General features: G+C 64.7%; 22 protein-coding genes and 2 pseudogenes. 13 read left to right on the top strand and 11 right to left on the bottom strand.

Annotated elements, in window-relative coordinates; all coding sequences use genetic code 11:
• Positions 1-81 precede the first annotated feature (81 nt).
• The 4 genes from OKW28_RS02415 to OKW28_RS02400 all read left to right on the top strand — a co-directional run bounded on the left by OKW28_RS02415 (position 82) and on the right by OKW28_RS02400 (position 2,837).
• Entirely contained in the window at positions 82-231 is a 150-nt protein-coding gene (locus OKW28_RS02415; protein WP_429446816.1) for an HAD-IA family hydrolase, read from the top strand.
• Positions 232-343: 112 nt separating this feature from the next.
• Entirely contained in the window at positions 344-1,303 is a 960-nt protein-coding gene (locus OKW28_RS02410; protein ID WP_429443622.1) for an aldo/keto reductase, read from the top strand.
• A 172-nt stretch (positions 1,304-1,475) separates the two neighbouring features.
• Complete coding sequence (locus OKW28_RS02405) at positions 1,476-2,420, top strand: metallophosphoesterase family protein (protein ID WP_429443621.1); 945 nt, start codon at positions 1,476-1,478, stop codon at positions 2,418-2,420.
• 36 nt (positions 2,421-2,456) lie between these two features.
• Positions 2,457-2,837: a cupredoxin domain-containing protein gene (locus OKW28_RS02400; protein ID WP_429446814.1), complete on the top strand. Its 381-nt coding sequence runs from the start codon at positions 2,457-2,459 to the stop codon at positions 2,835-2,837.
• 78 nt (positions 2,838-2,915) lie between these two features.
• Here the strand turns inward: OKW28_RS02400 and OKW28_RS02395 are convergent, their stop codons facing one another.
• The 3 genes from OKW28_RS02395 to OKW28_RS02385 all read right to left on the bottom strand — a co-directional run bounded on the left by OKW28_RS02395 (position 2,916) and on the right by OKW28_RS02385 (position 5,287).
• Positions 2,916-3,221, bottom strand: a complete 306-nt coding sequence (locus tag OKW28_RS02395) for a hypothetical protein (RefSeq protein WP_090809877.1) — start codon at positions 3,219-3,221, stop codon at positions 2,916-2,918.
• A 1-nt stretch (position 3,222) separates the two neighbouring features.
• Positions 3,223-3,969: a hypothetical protein gene (locus OKW28_RS02390; protein ID WP_429443620.1), complete on the bottom strand. Its 747-nt coding sequence runs from the start codon at positions 3,967-3,969 to the stop codon at positions 3,223-3,225.
• 250 nt (positions 3,970-4,219) lie between these two features.
• The gene (locus tag OKW28_RS02385; protein ID WP_429443619.1) at positions 4,220-5,287 is read right to left on the bottom strand and encodes an FUSC family protein; all 1,068 of its coding nucleotides are present in this window, start codon (positions 5,285-5,287) and stop codon (positions 4,220-4,222) included.
• Between the two features lie 561 nt (positions 5,288-5,848).
• On the opposite strand from OKW28_RS02385, the gene OKW28_RS02380 reads away from it, so the two are divergent.
• Together OKW28_RS02380 and OKW28_RS02375 are read left to right on the top strand one after the other, a co-directional pair.
• Positions 5,849-6,628, top strand: a complete 780-nt coding sequence (locus OKW28_RS02380) for a hypothetical protein (protein ID WP_429443618.1) — start codon at positions 5,849-5,851, stop codon at positions 6,626-6,628.
• Positions 6,585-7,781: a diguanylate cyclase domain-containing protein gene (locus OKW28_RS02375; protein ID WP_429443617.1), complete on the top strand. Its 1,197-nt coding sequence runs from the start codon at positions 6,585-6,587 to the stop codon at positions 7,779-7,781. The genes OKW28_RS02380 and OKW28_RS02375 overlap by 44 nt, the downstream gene beginning before the upstream one ends.
• Before the next feature lie 12 nt (positions 7,782-7,793).
• On the opposite strand, the pseudogene OKW28_RS02370 reads toward OKW28_RS02375, so the two are convergent.
• From OKW28_RS02370 to OKW28_RS02360, 3 genes and pseudogenes are all read right to left on the bottom strand, one after another.
• A pseudogene (locus tag OKW28_RS02370) lies at positions 7,794-8,445 on the bottom strand (glutathione S-transferase family protein).
• A 162-nt stretch (positions 8,446-8,607) separates the two neighbouring features.
• A complete protein-coding gene (locus OKW28_RS02365) occupies positions 8,608-10,083 on the bottom strand; it encodes a sodium:solute symporter family protein (RefSeq protein ID WP_429443616.1) in 1,476 nt (491 codons plus the stop codon).
• On the bottom strand, positions 10,080-10,295 hold the full coding sequence (locus OKW28_RS02360; RefSeq protein ID WP_187628102.1) for a DUF3311 domain-containing protein: 216 nt from the start codon (positions 10,293-10,295) through the stop codon (positions 10,080-10,082). Before OKW28_RS02360 ends, OKW28_RS02365 begins: the two co-directional genes overlap by 4 nt.
• 349 nt (positions 10,296-10,644) lie before the next feature.
• Between OKW28_RS02360 and OKW28_RS02355 the strand changes: the two genes are divergently transcribed.
• Positions 10,645-11,322 (top strand): MarC family protein, encoded by a 678-nt coding sequence (locus OKW28_RS02355; RefSeq protein WP_429443615.1) that lies wholly within the window; start codon positions 10,645-10,647, stop codon positions 11,320-11,322.
• Here the strand turns inward: OKW28_RS02355 and OKW28_RS02350 are convergent.
• A complete protein-coding gene (locus tag OKW28_RS02350) occupies positions 11,239-11,607 on the bottom strand; it encodes a hypothetical protein (RefSeq protein WP_429443614.1) in 369 nt (122 codons plus the stop codon). The two genes, OKW28_RS02355 and OKW28_RS02350, sit on opposite strands and share 84 nt — an antisense overlap.
• 174 nt (positions 11,608-11,781) lie before the next feature.
• On the opposite strand from OKW28_RS02350, the gene OKW28_RS02345 reads away from it, so the two are divergent.
• Positions 11,782-12,027 carry a DUF6723 family protein gene (locus OKW28_RS02345; protein WP_090809892.1) on the top strand — a complete coding sequence of 82 codons (246 nt, stop codon included), beginning with the start codon at positions 11,782-11,784 and terminating at the stop codon, positions 12,025-12,027.
• A 47-nt stretch (positions 12,028-12,074) separates the two neighbouring features.
• Here the strand turns inward: OKW28_RS02345 and OKW28_RS02340 are convergent, their stop codons facing one another.
• Positions 12,075-12,311, bottom strand: coding sequence for a hypothetical protein (locus OKW28_RS02340; RefSeq protein ID WP_429443613.1), 237 nt, complete (start codon positions 12,309-12,311; stop codon positions 12,075-12,077).
• A gap of 196 nt (positions 12,312-12,507) precedes the next feature.
• Between OKW28_RS02340 and OKW28_RS02335 the strand changes: the two genes are divergently transcribed.
• The 5 genes from OKW28_RS02335 (at position 12,508) to OKW28_RS02315 (ending at position 16,638) form a co-directional block, all read left to right on the top strand.
• Entirely contained in the window at positions 12,508-12,834 is a 327-nt protein-coding gene (locus tag OKW28_RS02335) for a hypothetical protein (protein ID WP_429443612.1), read from the top strand.
• Positions 12,835-12,895: 61 nt separating this feature from the next.
• Positions 12,896-13,072: a hypothetical protein gene (locus tag OKW28_RS02330; RefSeq protein WP_429443611.1), complete on the top strand. Its 177-nt coding sequence runs from the start codon at positions 12,896-12,898 to the stop codon at positions 13,070-13,072.
• A gap of 53 nt (positions 13,073-13,125) precedes the next feature.
• The gene (locus OKW28_RS02325) at positions 13,126-13,671 is read left to right on the top strand and encodes a cupin (RefSeq protein WP_429443610.1); all 546 of its coding nucleotides are present in this window, start codon (positions 13,126-13,128) and stop codon (positions 13,669-13,671) included.
• A gap of 265 nt (positions 13,672-13,936) precedes the next feature.
• Positions 13,937-16,018, top strand: coding sequence for a transketolase (gene tkt / locus OKW28_RS02320; RefSeq protein ID WP_429443609.1), 2,082 nt, complete (start codon positions 13,937-13,939; stop codon positions 16,016-16,018).
• 161 nt (positions 16,019-16,179) lie between these two features.
• The gene (locus OKW28_RS02315) at positions 16,180-16,638 is read left to right on the top strand and encodes a ferritin-like domain-containing protein (RefSeq protein ID WP_429443608.1); all 459 of its coding nucleotides are present in this window, start codon (positions 16,180-16,182) and stop codon (positions 16,636-16,638) included.
• On the opposite strand, the pseudogene OKW28_RS02310 reads toward OKW28_RS02315, so the two are convergent.
• The 3 genes and pseudogenes from OKW28_RS02310 to OKW28_RS02300 form a co-directional block, all read right to left on the bottom strand.
• Positions 16,635-17,697, bottom strand: a pseudogene (locus OKW28_RS02310) (DMT family transporter). The gene OKW28_RS02315 and the pseudogene OKW28_RS02310 overlap by 4 nt on opposite strands.
• A gap of 346 nt (positions 17,698-18,043) precedes the next feature.
• Positions 18,044-18,331, bottom strand: coding sequence for a hypothetical protein (locus tag OKW28_RS02305; protein ID WP_429446997.1), 288 nt, complete (start codon positions 18,329-18,331; stop codon positions 18,044-18,046).
• A 20-nt stretch (positions 18,332-18,351) separates the two neighbouring features.
• Positions 18,352-18,483, bottom strand: coding sequence for a hypothetical protein (locus OKW28_RS02300; protein ID WP_429443607.1), 132 nt, complete (start codon positions 18,481-18,483; stop codon positions 18,352-18,354).
• Positions 18,484-18,492 lie beyond the last annotated feature (9 nt).

The raw sequence follows: 18,492 nt of genomic DNA, 5'->3' as shown, positions 1-18,492 counted from the left end.
ATGCAATAGAAATGAAATGCCCGAAATGATCACCGTCAAGGTTTGTCAAAACCGGCTTATCCCGATCTAAAGCTGTTGACCGTGGTCATTTCGGCGGCGTTCGGCGCGGCGAAGCCCGCCTCGCAAACCTATCTGCGCTGCGTCGAACGCCTCGGCGCGGCCGTAACGGACACGCTATTCATCGACGACAGCCAGGCCAGCGTGGACGGCGCGCTCGCGGCCGGTTTCTAGGGCTTCCGGTTCGTCGACGCGGCGAGCTTGTCGATCGAACTCGCGCGGCGCGGTGTGTTATAGCAGTTGCGATGACGGTCGAACTTTCATGCACGAGGGCACCATACACGCTATGGCACATTCGTCGAACCACGATCACCGCCGCCGCTTTCTGCGCACGGCGCTCGGGCTGCCGGCAGCGCTTGCGCTGTCGCGCGTCACGTCCGCGCAAACTGAGGCGCACGCGCAATCCGGCACCACCTTACCCCGCATGAGCCGCCGCGCGATCCCGTCCACCGGCGAAGCGCTGCCGGTGATCGGCTGCGGCACGTGGCGCACCTTCGACGTCGGCGACGATGCCGCCGCGCGCGCCCAACTCGCCGAGGTGCTGCGCATCCTGTTCGAAGCGGGCGGCTCGGTGATCGATTCTTCGCCGATGTACGGTTCGTCGGAAGCGGTCGCGGGCGCGCTGCTCACGCAGCTCGACGCGCATTGCAAGGCGTTCGTCGCCACCAAGGTCTGGACCGAGGGACGCGAGGCCGGCATCGCGCAGATGGAGGAATCGCTGCGGCGTTTTCAGCAGCCACATGTCGATCTGATGCAGATCCACAATCTGCTCGACTGGCGCACGCAGCTCGCGACCTTGCGCGACTGGAAAGCGCGCGGCCGGATTCGCTATCTCGGCATCACGCATTTCACGTCGAGCGCGTTCGACGAAGTCGCGGCGGTGATGCGCAGCGAGAAGCCCGACTTCGTCCAGATCAACTACGCCGCTGACGATCGCGCGGCCGAGCAGCGCATCCTGCCGCTCGCGGCCGATCTCGGCATCGGCGTCCTGATCAATCAACCGTTCGGCGGCGGCGGTTTGCTCGCGCGCGTGATGAAAATGCCGTTGCCCGCATGGGCCGGCGAAATCGGCTGCACGAGCTGGGCGCAGATTCTGTTGAAATTCGTGCTCGCGCAGCCGGCGGTGACGGTCGTGATTCCGGGCACCGGGCGGCCGCAATACATGGCGGACAACGTGCGCGCGGGATCGGGACCGCTGCCCGACGACGCGATGCGCGCGCGGATCATCGCGGCGGTCGGCGGCTGACGCGATGCGCAATCCAGTGCGCAATCCGCCATGGCGACTACTTGCCGCTTTCTATTCGCATACAGGTGCCGCCTCCCACGAACGCCGCTCGACACGGGAATAAAACCCGCCACACGCCAGTCATGCCTCACGAACCGGGTTCGGTTCGGCGAATCCCTATCGTGAGGTCATCATGTCGTCACATCATTCATTCGATCCGGCGCGTCGCGGCGCGCTGAAGTGTCTTGCGTTCGGCGGCCTCGGCACCGTGTTCATGCTGTCGGGCGGCGTGCTGACGCCGGTCGAACTCGCGCTCGCGGCCGACTCGAACACCGCGGCGCCAGCGGCTGGTACGCCGCTTTTCCTGCAGATCAGCGACACGCATATCGGCTTCAACAAGGAGGCGAATCCCGACGTCGCGGGCACGCTGAAACAGACGATCGATTACATCAACGCGATGCCGGCGCGTCCGCCGCTCGCGATTCACACCGGCGACATCACGCATCTGTCGAAGCCCGCGGAATTCGATCTGGCCGCGCAGCTGATGTCGGGACTGAAGATCACCGAGCTGCACACGGTCCCCGGCGAGCATGACGTCACCGACGGCCCCGGCACGGAGTACTTCAGCCGCTTCGGCAAGGCTTCGGATAACCGCGGCTATTACAGCTTCGATCACCAGGGCGTGCATTTCGTCGGGCTCGTCAACGTGATGCATTTCAAGCCGAACGGCCTCGGCGGTCTCGGCGACGAGCAGCTCGAATGGCTCGAAAACGATCTGAAAGGCCGCTCGTCGAGCACCCCGGTCGTGGTGTTCGCGCACATGCCTATGTGGACCATCTACGAGCCGTGGGGCTGGGGCACGGGCGACGCGGGACAGGCGATGAGCTATCTGAAGCGCTTCGGTTCCGTGACGGTGTTGAACGGCCACATTCATCAGATCGTGACGAAGGTCGAGGGCAACGTGACGTTCCATACCGCGCGCTCGACCGCCTATCCGCAGCCGACCGCCGGCCAGGGCGATGGCCCTGGGCCGCTGAAGGTCGCGAGCGACCAGCTGCCGAAGATGCTCGGCGTGACGAGCGTCAGCATCGCGCGTCATCCGCTGAAGGCGACGCTCGACGACACGACGCTCGCCTGACGACACGCGCTACTTTTACGCTCGAGGAGATCAATGATGCTAACCAATATGATGGGCCGCGCGCTCGCGATTCTGCTAGGCAGTGTCGCGATTCTGGCGGTGTCGGCGGGGCTCGGTTTTGCGCAAACGACGATGCCGACGCAGGTGCAGAAACAGACCGTCGCGTCGACGCCTAACGCGATCGTCATCAAGAACTTCATGTTCTCGCCGATGGAACTGACCATCAAGGCGGGCACGACGGTCACATGGAAGAATCTCGACGGCGAGCCGCACTCCGTGGTCAACGACGCGGGCCTGTTCCGCTCGGCCGCGCTCGATCAGGACGACACCTATCAGTTCAAATTCGATAAACCGGGCGTGTACAAGATCTTTTGCGGCATCCATCCGAACATGAAGGCGACCATTACCGTGCAATGATCCAATTGCCGCCAAGCCCTTGCTCAGCAAGGGCAGTTCGGATTTTGCTCCGAACTCAACCCTGGATCGCGAGCACCGTTATTCCGTAGGCGGCTTGGCCTGCCCCCAGTCGACGGGGTGGTGCAGCGAAATCTGCAGACGATCGCGCAATTCGGGATGGACAGACGCCTGGTTGAGAACAGCCATGCCTCCGATTTGACGCAAGGTTTCGTCCGTGATCGGCGCGCGGCAATCGTCCGAACCCAGAGGCACAGTCATTGCCATTCCGCGCGCTATCTGCCGATCTATTGCCCCCTCGACTTCCTCGCGCGACACGGTACATACCTGGATTTCACAGGCATCCTCGTTATAAAAAATCACGGTGGCACGCTGGCGCTTTGTCATCTCAGAAACCTCTGCAGCTCTGGTAATTTTGAAATGCCGTCTGTTTGCACATGGCATAAGCACGGGGGTCTTGGGTCATCGCTCGTACGAAGTTGCATTGCTCCAAATCAAATTCGTACTCGGCAAAACAATTTGCCTCATGCACTTCACTGACGCCACGCGCGGCCAGTTCCTGTACATCGCCGAACTGCGGATCTTCAGTGTACTCAAACGGCCGCTCATTGCCGAGTGGCGTTGATACTGGCGTAGCGATGGTTCCGTCCGGCAGCACGTCGCCGGGGCGGGCATACCAGATCGCCAGGCCATCTTCGGCTGGCAGCCGTGGCAATTTGGGGCGCTCGAACGAGCGCGCGGCACGCACTACGGGCAGTGCGCTTCGCACGAGCTGTGACGGCGTGATGGTTGGGTAGTACGGCCGGATCTGCTGTTGGATGGGTGCGTTCCCTCCGCGCGAGGTGCGGAGCGTGGGCGCGACCGCAATCACATCGCCGCGCTCGACGGCGGTCTGTAGCGTGCGGGCGATCTGCTCCGGAGCAGCGCCGCTCGCATATGCGCGGCCCGGCGAATTGCGGATGAACTCGGCGAGCTGCGCTAGCTGGCGCGTGTTGTGTGTAAGCTCCCATGAACCTGCCGAGATAATGAGACGGCGCCCGGTACCCACCTCGTCGCTAAAGACGTTGCCGCGATATTCCTGCCGAGTATGGAGCGTGCAGCTCCGGTGGTTTCCGACTTTGAAATCGATCGCCATCTGTCTTTCATGTACATGTCAGATCAGCCAGCGAACCTATCATGGCGCCGAATTGCGTACCGCAAAAAGAATGAGTCCCTGAGGCCGCCGTGAATGCGATAGCAAGGCTTGGCCGGTACGGGAAGGCACCGCACGACGAATTCCTGCACCCTGGAATATCGTGGAAAACTGTCAACACAGGTAGTGCGCGACTGGAAGTTGTCCATCGTGCATCGTGTTGCGGTCCTGGTAGTTCCGTGCGGAACGTCGCTTACGCGGTATGCAGCTCGCTCAACCGGCACAGCAGAATCCCATAGCCGGTCAGATGCCCGAGGTACACGCTCGTAAACACGTCCGACGCGGGCAGGTCCTCGGTCAGCTGACGCAGGTCCTCCATATGCAGCGGCGGCGCGTCGAGCGGCGGACGCTCGACGCGCAGGTCCGCCGCCTCGGCCAGTTGCCGGTGCGCGTTGACGAGCCGCGCGAGCCGCGCGAGAAACATTTCGCGCCACGCGGCGTCGAGCGCGGCGAACTGATCGTGAAACGTGTCCATCGTTTCAAGAAAATTGACCAGCGAATCGAAGGTCTCCTGATAGCTCGCGAACACCGGCAGCCGTGCCGCGTTGCGCTTCAGATGTGGCGACACCCACGCCTGCTCGAGGTCGGTCTTCAGCAGCAGGTGCGCCTGCTTCAGGTTCGTGCTCAGCGTGCGCAGCCTCGAGGCCGCCGGCTTGATCTGCGCTTTGTCGAGCTGGCCCGCGGCCAGTTGCGCGACGACATCGGTGGCCTGTTCATTGCCGTCGTTGACGAGCGTGTTCGCCCAGTAGCCGTGATCGGGCGGAAACGCGATCTGCTGGATGACGAAGCCGAGCAACATGCCGAGTACCACGCCAATCAGGCGCTGTTCGAGCAGCGGAAGATGTTCGCCGGTGTAGAGCACGAGCGTGATCGGCACCGTGATGCTGGTCATCTGGAACAGCGACGGCCGCAGCGCGACGATGCTGAAGATCACGACCGGCAGCAGCGCCGCGCCCATCCACAGGTGCGGCGCGGTCAGCCAGATCAGCAGCGTGCCGAGCGGCATCGCCACCACGTTCGAAAACACCCGCTTGTAGAAGTAGCTTCGAGCCGCCGAAATCGAGCTACCGAGCGCCAGCGTCAGCATCGTCGAACCCGCGAGCGGCACGGCCGCGTCGGGAAAGCCGAGCAGGTATGGGATGCCGAAACCGATCCACAGGCCGAGCGTCAGCTTCGTGTACTTGGCGGTTTCCGACAGAGAAAAGCGCGCAAGCGCGCGGCTCAACGGCGTGAGTGGTTGGTGCTGATACCTGTTCGACATGATTTTTATGCTGACCGATGACGTTGGGCCGGGCACCGTTGGGCCGGGCACGGCGCGGCGTTCGCGCCCATGCGCGCACGTGACCCTACCATCCGGCGCGGACGGCTTCGGGAATTCGCACGGTAGCAGTTCGCGGAATGCTGCTCGAGGCGCGCGGCGCGCGCAGTCCAACGCGGTTTCAAGCGGCGGTTTCGGCGTCGCGCGCGCGTTCGCCGCCAGGCCCGGTTGTTGCATGCGAAACGGCGACCGCGTTGGCGCGTTTCGCAGAATCCGCGTCGCATCGGGCGTAGCGGCCTACGGCAGGCGCACGGCTGGCTGTCGGGCTCTTTGCCGGGTTGGAGTTTTTACCGGCTTTGCACGCTTTTTTGCCAACTCACCGGGCATCTGGCGGCACCACCAAAGCGAGGCGGAAACGCAACGCTGCTGTGTTGTCGGCCGTTCGCGACAGGATTACATTCATTGAGCATTGCGTGCAGCGGCAGCCCGCGAGCTCGGTTTACGCGCCGGCTCGTCAGCGCGCCAGCTTGTCAGCAGAAAGTGGCATACCCGGAGCGTATTGCGATGGCTACCGATCCCGACGATATCGACTTGCGTCATTCCACAACGGACGGCCGGTCCTCCTTCGAACCCGACGGCCCGGACGAATCGGGCGTGCCGCCCCCGCGCTTCGGCCGCCTTGCCCTGTGCCTCGCGGCGGCCGGCGCGCTGACCTTCGGTGTGATGGGCACCGTCGCCTACGGCGTCTGGTTCAACCAGGATCAGCAGACGTACGCGGATGCCATTGCGGGCGCGCGCCAGGCGCTCGGCTCATCGGCATCGGCCCGGGTGCCGACGGTGGCCGTCGCGCACGCGCCGGAGGAGGCCGCCGCGCCCTTCGCCATGCCCTCAGCCAGGCCGCCCGCCACGCCAGAGGTCGCGCTCGAAGCGGCCGGCGCGAACGGCGGCTTCGAGGACACCAACCCGGCCGTGTGGTCCGGGCAGATCCACCCGAGTACGCCTGACCCGAATCTCACCGCCACGCTGGCCGATACGCCGGTCGATACCTCGGCGGATATGTCGGCGGATATGTCGGCGGATATGTCGGCCAACCCACCCACAGCGCCCATCGTTCCCACGCCACCGCCGGGCTACACGCGGCACGTCGCCAATGCCGCCAATTCCACCGCGAAGCCCGCGGCCGGTCACGACGCGAAAGAAACGCGGCTCGCACAGCAGGAGCGGCGCGCGTCGTCGCAGCACAAGGGCGGTCTGTTTGCGCGGATCGGACAGTTCTTTCGACGCGTGAGCTATCGTCAACATGACAACGGCCGACAGCAACAAGATACCTACTCCCATCCCTGAGCACGCGGTCGTCGGACCAGCGGGGCGAGCAGGGCTGCGCGGCGCCGCACGCGCGCGCGTGCCGGTGTGGCGCTTCCGACCGGGGCCTGCGAGCGTCGGCGTGGCCGCGCTGTTGTGTCTGCTGTTCGGCCTGCTGTATGTGGCGATGCAGATCCGCACGGTGTTTTCCGATCAGTTGAAGCAGGAGTACGCGGGCCTCGTGCTCGAAGCCGCCGGGCGCGTCGACAGCGCGCGCGAGCAGTTGGCCGCGTGGCAGCGTATGGCCGACACCCCGGCGAGTCACGACGCGTCGTTCGTGCCGGCCTATGACGCGGCGCGCGCCGAACTCGCGGGGCGTTTCGCGTCGCTTGCGGCGCTCGTCAACGCGAGTCCGTCGCCGGCGCCGCCCATTCCGGCGATGTCCACGGCGCAGCCAACGCCCGAAGCCGTCGCGGCGGCGCTCGGCAGCGTGTCGGCCTACTGGCGCGCGCAACGCGACGCGTCGAGCGCCGACGTGCGGCTGCGCGTCGCGCACGTCGCGCGCACGTTGATCGCGCTCGCCGCGCTGCTGTTCTGCATGCTGATCACGGCGCTCGGCATGTACGCGAAGCGCACCCGGCAGCTCGCGGGGCAGTCGCACGAGTTCGAGCTGGCGTCGCTGCACGATTCGCTGACCGGCCTGTCGAACCGCCGCAAGCTGCTGGCCGCGCTCGACGCCGCCGCAAGGACCGCGCGGATCGCGGTCCACGAGCAGCGCCTCGCGGTGCTGTATATCGACCTCGATGGCTTCAAGCAGGTCAACGATTCGTTCGGGCATCGCACCGGCGACGAATTCCTCGCCGCGGTATCCGCCCGGTTTCGCGCCTCGGTGCGCAAAGGCGATCTGGTCGCGCGCATCGGCGGCGACGAGTTCGCGGTGCTGGTGCGCACCTTTGCGGGCGATGACGAACTCGCCGAAATCGCGCGCCGGCTGATGGCCTGCGTGGTCGACACCGACGAACAGATGGGAATCGGCGGCGTGCGCGCGAGCGTGGGCATCGCGAGTTATCCCGACGACGTCGACGATCACCGCCGTCTGGTCGCCGCCGCCGATGCCGCGATGTATCAGGTCAAGCGCGACGGCAAGAACGGCTTCGCGTTCGCGGCGCAGACGGGCAGGGAAGCGACGTTGTGAACCGCCTGAACGTCACTGGCCTTCGTTGCGCCACTCCGTCAGCTTTTCGCGCTCGTTGAGTTCGATGAACGCCGGCCCGTGCGCGCAGCCTGCGGATATAGCTCGCGAGATGCGGCCAGCCCACCGTCGCCGGGTGGGGCATGTTGCGGGTCCAGCGCATCAGCACGAGCGCGAGCAGATCGGCGGTGCTGAGCTTGCCGCCCGCGAGGTATGCGTGGCCGTCGGCGAAATGCCTGTCGAGCCGCGCACACGCTTCTTCGATGCGGCGTTGCGCGAGCGCGCGCACCGCCTCGGCGCCCGCGGGGTCGCCGTCGCTGCCGGCGTAGAACCAGTCGCGCATCGCGGGCAGCAGCGTATTCGCGAGGTAGATCATCCATTCCAGCCATTCCGCGCGTCCGGCCGAGCCGGGCGCGGGCGCGAGGTCGGCCTCGGCGTGGCGCTCGGCGAGCAGCATTAGCAGCGCGGCCGATTCATGCCGCGGCACGCCATCGACGACCAGCGTGGGCACGCGCCCGGCCGGATTCAGACGCAGATACTCGGGATCGCGCTGCTGGCCCGCGTCGATATCGACGCGGCGCGCTTCGAACGGCACGCCCATTTCGAGCAGCATCCAGTGCACGGGCATGCTGGCCGCGCCGGGCGAGTAGTAGAGAACGTAGGACATTCGGGGTTCCGTGGATCGTTGAGAGCGCGATCGAGCAGTGAACAGAAAGAATAAGGGGCTGTCGCCGAAACGAACAGCCCCTTCAGATGCGTCAGGCGCCAGCGTACGCATGTGCGGGCGCTCGAAACAGCAAGCCTCGAATCACGCCCGCGGCCAGCTCTTTCAATGCGCCGACGCGTGCTTCTCCTGCTCGGCTGCGCTCGGCTGCGTCACCGCGCTGACGATCACGAACACGATCACGTTCACCGCGAGCGCAAGGAAGCCGATGTTGACGTCCTTCAGCGCATCGGGCAGGAACGGCATCAGTTGACCGACGCTCCAGTGCAGCGTCGTGGTCAGCGCGACCACCGCGACACCCGCGACGATGCCGCAGAACGCGCCTTGCCTCGTCGCGCGGTTGTGCGGGAACAGGCTGCAGAGCACGGCCGGGAACAGTTGCGTGACGAAGCTGTAGCCCATCAGCAGCAGCGCGACGATGGTTTCGCCGCCGTTCAGCGTGAAGGCGACCGCGACCAGCGCCACGACCGGTACGAGGAAGCGCGCGATCACCGCGACCGACGCATCCGACGCGTTACGGTTCACCATGCCGCGATACACGTCGTTGGCGAGCAGCGTCGACGCCGAGGTCAGGATCATCGAGCCCGGCACCAGCGCGGTCAGGATACCGGCCGCGCCGATCACGCCGACGAACCACGGATCGAACGTCTGCAGCGACAGGCGGAACAACGACAGGTCGATGTCGGCGCCCTTCAGGCCCGGCACGCGCAGCGTCGCCGCGAAGCCGACGAAGAACACGAACAGCAGGATCAGCTGATAGAGCGGCAGAATCGCGGCATTGCGGCGGAAGATTCGCTCGTCCCTCGCCGTGAAGATCGAACCGAACGTGTGCGGCCACATGAAGAAGCCGAGCGCGGTCAGCAGCACCGTCGACTGGAACCACACGACGCTCGAACCGCGCGCCGGGAAGGTCAGGAAGCCGGGACGGGCGGCGTCGATCGTGCGGAACATCTCGCCGAAGCCGCCGTAGTAATGCAGCGGCAGATAGATGCCGAGGAACAGCACGATCGCGAGAATCAGCAGATCCTTGGCCACCGAGTTCCAGGCGGAGCCGCGCACGCCCGACACGATCACGTAAGAGGTCACGACGATCGCGCCGATCCAGATCGCCGCCGTCGACGAGATCGCACCGTACGACGCGGTCGCGACGATGATGCCGAGGCCCTTCAATTGCAGCACCAGGTACGGGATCAGCGCGGCCACCCCGACCAGGGCGACCAGCGTGCCGAGCGCCGGGCTCTCGTATTTGCGCGTCAAGAAGTGCGGCTGCGAGACCAGGTGGTGCGTCTTCGCGTAGCGCCAGATCGGCGGCAGCATCCAGTACGACAGGATGTACGCGAGCGTGCCGTACGCGAGGATGTAGTAGACCGGCGCCCCCTTGCCGTACGCGAAGCCGCTGCCGCCGAGGAACGTGAAGGTCGTATAGATTTCGCCGGCCATCAGCAGGAACACGAACGCGGTGCCGAAGCTGCGGCCGCCCACGCTCCACTGCTCGAGGCTCATGTCGTGGCCGCGCCTTGCGCGCACGCCGAGGAACAGCGCGAATAGCGTAACGGCGGCGATGATGACGAGTGCGCTCATGGGCGAACCTCCTCGCCATCGGCGACGACGTGTCGGTTGGACGGATCGAGGTTGTAGATGATCGCCATGATGATCGCGCTCAACACCACCCACATGACGATCCAGGCCAGCACGAACGGCATGCCGAGCACGATCGGCTCGACGCGATTGACAAACGAAACGCCGACCAGGATGCCGACGAACGGCAACGCGGCAAGTACACGAAGCAGCATGTGGACAACTCCTCGAACCAGTAGGGATGTGTCGTTGATATTCCGGCTTCGCTGATGACTGTATGCCGGATACTTCGGTCCCGTAAAGCAGGTCAAAATAAATGTCAGAGTTTCGACCGTTGCAATTGCATCTTTCCAGCCCGGATTGCTGCAGTGCAAAGCGGGGTGCGCCGTGGCGCGCAAGGTGTCGCGCGGCTTTTCTGCAGGCCGACTGGCGCGCCGCGATATGATCTGCGAGCATTGAAGCATTTTCCGGACCGCGCGATTCCGCCCGGGTTCATGACCGGCAGCGCGCCCAGGCGCGAACTCGCGCGAGCACACGCAGACAAGCAGACACACGGACACGCACATGGTCGAAAGTCTGATCTCGGACATCATGTTTGGCTTTATCGGCTTAATCAGCATCATCAATCCGTTCAGCGGCGCGTTTGTGTTTCTGGACCGGACCGCGTCGTTGACCCTCGACGAGCGCACCCTACTCGCCCGCAAGATCGCGATCAACGCCGCCGTTGTGCTGCTGGTGGCATTCTTCATCGGCACGCCGATCCTGCATTTCTTTGGTATCTCGATGGAGGCGCTGCGCATCGGCGGCGGGCTCGCGCTTGCCGTGGGCGGCTGGCAAATGCTCAATGCGCCGGACACGCCGGCGGTCGAGCAGACGGAAGTCAAGCGCGTCGACGCCGAAACCGCGAAATCGCGCGCGTTCTTTCCTCTGACCGTGCCGCTGACCACTGGGCCCGGCTCGATCGCGACCGCGATCGCGCTGTCGGCGAATCGCACGCACAAGCTGTCGGCGTTCGTGATGTCGGGTATCGCGTCGGTCGCCATCACGTTCGCGGTGGCCATCTGCGTGTATCTGATCTACAGCCGCGCAACGATCCTCGCGCGCTATCTCGGCGTCGAGGGCACCAAGGTCGCGTTGCGGGTGTCGGCGTTCCTGCTGCTATGCATCGGCGTGCAGATCATTCTGACCGGCGTGTCCGAATTCCTGATTCCGATCGCGACGATGCGCCCGCCGGCGGGCTAGCGCCGCATGCCGGCGCCATGCATGCTGTGGCGGCGGCGCCGCAGGTGGATCGCCTTCGGGTGGTTCGTGCGGAACGTCGACCGGATCGTCCGGGATCGGATCGGGGTCGATCTTCGGCGGCGGCGTGTTCGGCGCGATGTCGGGGTCGACTTCGGGCGGCATCGGCGCATGCGGATGCAGCGGCAGCGGCAGCGACTGCAACGAAATTTGCGCGTGGGTTGGCGCGTTCAGGTCGAATGTGCCGATTGCACTGGGCGCTTGCCGGCTCATATCAGGTAAATCCATCAGTCCTCTCCTAGTCTTCGTTCAGACGCGCAATGCTCGTGCCGCATGTCGACGGATGTCGTTCGCGTGGAACGTCAATTGCTGGAACCCGGCACGCGCGCCGCATCGCGATGACCGCGCGCGCCCGGCTCACATTGGACATCGCCCACGCAAAGCACAGGACGAGGAGCGCATATGGCGCGACACAAGGCCGACGTTGCCGACGACGACTTCGAGATTTTCGCCAGCTATCACGGAACAGGCGACGGCCGATACATAGGTGGACTGAAGGTTGTGAGGAAAGCGGACAGGCGGATTCTGTTCCCGTTCGAGGGCGCACCGCAGATCGGCCCCTATGCGACCGCCGACGAAGCACGCCGCGCCGCGATTGCGTACGGCCGCAAGCTCGTCGCGGCCGATCGTGCCGCGCCCGAAGGCTGAGCGGGCGCAGCCGGTTTGGCAGTGCTTCCGTGAGAGGCGCAGAGCCATCAAGGCAGACCGCCGAGCGACGGCGAAATCGTGCTGCCGCGCGCGGGATCGTCCGGATGTTCGTCGGGCACGGTGGGGCGCGCCGACAGCGGCGGACGATCGCGATAGCAGGTGTCGACCGAACCGTCGACGAGGCAGTTCTGGAACGCATCGGCGTCGCTCTTTTGCGCGAACGTGTACAGCGTGCGCTCGACCTGCACCTCGGTTTCGGATACGCGAATTGTCGTAATGCTCATGAGGTTCTCCTTCGGGGGCGCCTTTTTTACAAAGCGAACGTGCCGTGCTACCGCCTTCGAGATCGCAATGGCCGTGCCTGTTGCGCTGCGCGCGGACTTCTCCGGCAGGGCTCGAATGTTGCTGCATGAACCAGATGCCCGTTCGAGATGGCGCGTGATGACGCGAATCGACGGCAGAACAAACGAGGAGGGCGCGATGCAAGATCCCCAATCGACCGACACCCCGCAGCAGAGCGCGACGCCAGGCGGCGAGCAGTCCGCGAGGCCAGATAACCGCGCCGCGCCCACGATGTCCGACGAAGTCAAAGCCCGCAACAAGCCGAGCGGCACGCACTACGTCGAGCCGAGTCCGCTCGGCATCGAACCGGTCGTGCAGACCGGCGTGGACAAAGCGACCAATCCGCCACGGTCGAGCGAGCGGCCGCGCCACGGCGCCGAAGTGCCGCTCGGCACCGGCGAGCACGCCGAGCCGCCGGGCGGCGGCGGGCGCGAATCGCATCACAAGCAGCCGGGCGAGCAATGACGCTGCGCGTTGCGTGCCAGCCCGCGCCTCGAATCCGTCAACATCCAACCGGAGAAAGCGCATGCAACCGGACCATCCAACCGAATCGATGAACCCGGGCGACGAAGCGCCGCCCAACACACCGGGCGCTGGCGAAGACCTGTGCACCGCCTGCCACGGAACGGGCAAGGTCGAGGGCGCTCGCTGCGCGGTGTGCGGCGGCACGGGCAAGGTGCTGCAGGGCATCGGCGGAGGCTAGCCGGCTGCTCGTCCGCAGGTTAGCGGCAACCGCATCACAAGCCAGGAGCAACCATGTTCAACGAGTCCAGGCACGGCTTCGACGCCGCGCAGACCGAATACGAAGCGTTCATGCTGGAGCCGCACGACTGGGTGCCGAACAACAGCAAGCTGCCGGTCGTGCTGTACCGGCGCGCGCTGTCGCCCGGCAGCGGCAATCTGCCCGCCGCGTTCGAAATCCTCTTCGAGCGCAATGCATGGCCCGCGCAGTGGCGCAACAGCATCTTCGACTTCCATCACTTTCACGCGACCGCGCACGAGGTGCTCGGCGTGACAGACGCGAGCGCCCAGGTGATCGTCGGCGGGCCGGGCGGACGCGTGGTGACGGTGCACGCGGGCGACGTGCTGCTGCTGCCGGCCGGCACCGGCCATTGTCTGCAATCGTTCGAGCGGCATTTTCAGGTGGTGGCGGGCTATCCGTTCGGGCAGCAATGGGACATTCGCCGCGAAGCGCTGACGCCGCAGGAACTCACCGAGATGCTGGCGTTGCCGTTTCCGCCGCTCGATCCGATCGACGGCAAGCATGGTCCCGTCATCGAGTTTTGGCTGCAGTCGGCCTGAACTTCGTCGTTCGCGAAGCAACCGACCTGCGGCGGCGTGGCGTGCAGAGTTGCGCGGTTAGGCGCATCATCGGTGGGCTTCGCCGCGATTTTCCCGCGCGCTTTCGGCGGTGACGCTGGCACGTGGGTGGTTCCACGTGCGGCTTCGCGTCCTTATCGACATGCCCGGACGCGCGCGATTCCATGTCGACACGATGCGCCGATCCGTCCGCGCGCTCCGCGGCGCGCGTCGGCCGTCTTCCGAATTGCCGAACAAGGAGCGTCCCATGCAAAACGATTCCGCCCTCGATCAGTTGTGCATCAACACGATCCGCACGCTGTCGATGGACGCCGTGCAGAAAGCCAATTCCGGCCACCCCGGCACGCCGATGGCGCTCGCGCCGGTCGCGTATCACCTGTGGCAACACCATCTGCGTTACGACCCTGACCAGCCGCTGTGGCCGGATCGCGACCGCTTCGTGCTGTCGGCCGGGCATGCGTCGATGCTGCTGTATTCGCTGCTGCATCTGGCCAACGTGAAAGCCGTCGACGAACACGGCAAGCCGACCGGCGCACCGGCCGTATCGCTCGACGACATCGAGCATTTCCGCCAGATCGACAGCAATACGCCGGGCCACCCCGAGTACCGGATGACGACCGGCGTCGAGACCACCACGGGACCGCTTGGGCAAGGGCTCGGCAATAGCGTCGGCATGGCGATGGCCGCGCGCTGGTACGAGAGCCACTTCAATCGTGCGGACGCGCCGCTGTTCGATTACCGCGTATACGCGATTTGCGGCGACGGCGACATGATGGAAGGTATCTCGCACGAAGCGGCCTCGCTCGCGGGGCATCTGAAGCTGTCGAACCTGATCTGGATTTACGACAGCAACCGCGTGACGATCGAAGGCCATACGGACCTCGCGTATAGCGACGATGTGGCAAGCCGCTTTCACGGCTACAACTGGCACACGCTGCACGTCGGCGATGCGAACGACACCGCCGCGCTGGAAAAGGCGCTGGTCGAAGCAAAGAGCGTGACCGACCGGCCGACGCTGATCGTGGTTCACAGCGTCATCGGTTGGGGGGCGCCGAACAAGCAGGACACCGCGTCCGCGCATGGCGAAGCGCTCGGCGTCGAGGAAGTCGCGCTGGCCAAGAAGTTCTACGGCTGGCCCGAGGACAAGTTCTTCTACGTGCCCGAGGGCGTGCACGAGCGCTTCGCGCAGGGCATCGGCGCGCGCGGCAAGGCGGCGCGCGAACAATGGCAGGCGAAGTTCGACAGCTACAAAAAGCAGTATGCGGAGCTCGCGCGCGAATTCGCGCAGATCGAGGCGCACGAATTGCCGCAGGGCTGGGACAGCGACATCCCGAGCTTCAACGCGGACCCGAAGGGCATCGCGACACGCGAATCGTCGGGCAAGGTGCTCAATGCGATTGCCGCGCGTGTGCCGTGGATGATCGGCGGCGCGGCGGACCTGTCGCCGTCGACGAAAACCAACTTGAAGTTCGAAGGCGCCGGCAGCTTCCAGGCGGATAACTATGCCGGCCGCAATCTGCATTTCGGCATTCGCGAGCATGCGATGGGCGCGGTGGTCAACGGTCTTGCGCTATCGAATCTGCGCGCGTACGGCTCGACGTTCCTGATCTTCAGCGACTACATGAAGCCGCCGATCCGCCTGTCCGCGATCATGGAAGTGCCGGCCATCTTTGTGTTCACGCACGATTCGATCGGCCTCGGCGAAGACGGTCCGACGCATCAGCCGATCGAGCAGCTCGCGTCGCTGCGCGGCGTGCCCGGCCTCACGGTGCTGCGTCCCGGCGACGCGAACGAAGCGGCCGAGGCCTGGCGCGTTGCGCTGACGCAGCCGCATCGGCCGGCGTGCATCGTCTTGTCGCGCCAGCCGCTGCCGACGCTCGACCGGAGCCGCTATGCGCCCGCGAGCGGCGTCAGGCGCGGTGCGTATGTGCTCGCCGACGCCCCCGCTGGCAAGAAGCCAGAGGTGATCCTGATGGCGACCGGCAGCGAGCTATCGATCTGCGCCGACGTGTACGAGAAGCTGAAGAGCGAGGGCATCGCGGCGCGCGTCGTGTCGATGCCGTCGTGGGACATCTTCGAGCGCGAGGACAGCGCGTATCAGGAGTCGGTGCTGCCCGCGGACGTCGAGGCGCGCGTCGCGGTCGAGCAGGCTGCGTCGCTCGGCTGGGATCGGTATACAGGACGGCTCGGTGCGCAGGTCGTCATGCATACGTTCGGCGCGTCGGCGCCGATCGCGGATCTGAAGAAGAAATTCGGTTTCACGCCGGAAGCCGTGTATCAGGCGGCGAAGCAGCAGATCGAGCGGGTGAAGAAGGGGAAGGGCACTTGAGCGTGCGGCGCTCGACGACGTCGTGAACGCTTGATGCGAAAAGCGGTGGGCCGGCGGGATCTATCCGTTTCGATCAGGCGTGCGGCCACGGTTTGCGGCCGCTTGCCGGCCTACTCGGTCGCGAGGCGGATGCCTCGCCGCGCCATGAAAGGAGACTTCAAATGGCCGAGATCAATAAGGAAGACGTTGTTGCGGTGCTGAACCGGATTCTCGAATCCGAGTTGGCCGGCGTCGTCCGATATACGCACTATTCGTTCCTTGTTTTCGGATTCGGACGCATCCCGATCAGGTCGTGGTTGCGCGCGCAGGCCGATGAATCGTTGTTGCACGCACAGCAGGCCGGCGAATGGATCACGACTCTGGGTGCCTATCCGTCGCTTGCGATCGGTCCTCTGCTCGACTCGCACACCTTCGATATCTCTTCGATCCTCCGCGAGTCGTTGCAAGCCGAAAATCTTGCGTTGCATTTGTATCGCGACCTGCTGGCGCTCGTCGAGGACCGCTCGGTTGCACTCGAGGAGTTCGCCCGTCAGATGATCCACGTCGAGGAGATGCACGCGGGCGAAGTCGACAAGATGCTGCGCCGCCCTGGGGAAATGAAGACGTCGGAGGACAGCTAGTGCTGATGCCGATGATGGATATCGGGGAAATGCGCGTGCGAATGTGTAATCGGCAGATGCACGTGGGGGTGCGCGTGCGGCTCCTCACCGGCATAAGGAAAATCATGCGCGTGCTGATGGTGCTCGTCATGGCGATGCCGGTGCGTGTGTTGAAGAAACTCATGACTGTGCTCATGCTCGTGCCGCTCGCGCACATGTAGCCAGATACCCAGCGCCATCAGGGCGGCGGCAATCCAGAAAGACAGATTGGGTAGCGCGGGCCATATGATCAGCGAAAGCATGACACCGAAAAGCGGCGCAACGGAAAAGTACGCGCCTGTACGCGCCGTACCGAGATGGCGAAGTGCAACAACGAACAGCACGAGGCTGATGCCGTAACCGCCAAGCCCGGTCAGCATCGCTGCCGCCATGGTTCCTGCTGACGGAAGCGAAGCGCCCGCCGCGATCGCAATGCCGAGATTCACGGGACCGGCCACCATCCCTTTGAGACACGCGATCACCATCGCGTCGTTCGCCGAGACCTTGCGCGTCAGGTTGTTGTCGATTGCCCAGCACAGACACGCGCCGACGATCAGTAACGCACCCACCGGCACGCCTGACTGTCCCGGATGCCACGACAGAAGCACGCCACCCGCAACGATCGCCACCATGCCGAGAAAAACCTGAATGTCGACATTTTCCTGGAAGACCACCCAGGCAATCACTGCGGTCAACACACCCCTCAAGGTTGAGCAATAACGAACTCGTTGCCGCTGGTGTGGTGGACAGGCCCAGCATCAGCAAGGCGGGGCCGGCGACGCCACCCATCGCTATCGCCCCGATCAGCCAAGGCAACTCGCCTTTGGTGATACGGTGGTCCGCGGCGGACTGAAGCCCGCGCGATCGAAAGGCACGCCACGCGATGCCGACGCCAAGCCCCAGGCCGCTACCGAGATAAAACAGTCCCGCGAGCATGAAGGGGCTGACTGAGCCGAGCAGCGCCTTGGCCAACGGTGTCGCGGCGCCGAACAGCGCCGCGGCGATTAAGGCGATGAATATCGCCCCGTATCCTGATCTCACAACTCCAACCTCTTGTCCGCAGCAGAAGGGACAGTTTACAGACCGTCGCTGGGGTGACGGACGAAATTCGCCGAGCGCAGCAAAAAGTTAACTTGTAGACGGATTGTCCACAAACGATCATTTCGGCGCGCCGGCTCCGATGGTCGACAATCCGGGGAGCCCCGCCCCGACGCCGGACATGTCAACGGCCTCCCCAGAGATGGCGCCGACTGACGCGGCGCGGTCAACTGGGCGCACGCGGCGGCTTCGCGGTCGCGCCTACCGGCCGAGTTGCCAGCGCAGAAGCGGATGGGACAGGCCGGGCAGCATCATCCACACGCCCGTCGGACTGAAGTCCCACGATCCGTCAAAGCTCGACGGCGTGCTCATTTGCGCGGTCGCAAAGCCGTTCGATGCGGGCAGCTGGGCGCCGGTTCCGGCGCTTGCGGTTTGACTCGTCGCTTGTGCGTCCCAGTAGACAATTCGCCGGAATCGTCACCACCGGCGCCTCGCCGCTGGTATCCGCTTCCGCGAGCGCCATCAGATTCTGCACGACCGAAAGGGCTATTTCCGGGAAGCGCTTCAACAGCGTACTTAAGCAGGCATCGACGCTCACCGAAACATCAGGCGTGGGCGCCATACTCTTTTTGTCCATCTTCCGGACGCTCCGATAGATTACGGCGTCCCGAGCTGGATCGAGTTCGATAGCAATGTCGCGTTAACGGTTTGCTCTACCCAGCTTGCACGCGATGTCATCCCGAGTGCGATCACACCGGCGAGGATGGCGATTCTGTAAGTGACATACATGGCTGCCTC

Origin of the sequence: Paraburkholderia sp. 40 (genome assembly GCF_050434105.1) — a bacterium.
GTDB lineage: Bacteria > Pseudomonadota > Gammaproteobacteria > Burkholderiales > Burkholderiaceae > Paraburkholderia > Paraburkholderia tuberum.
This window is presented reverse-complemented; position numbering and strand designations above follow the sequence as displayed.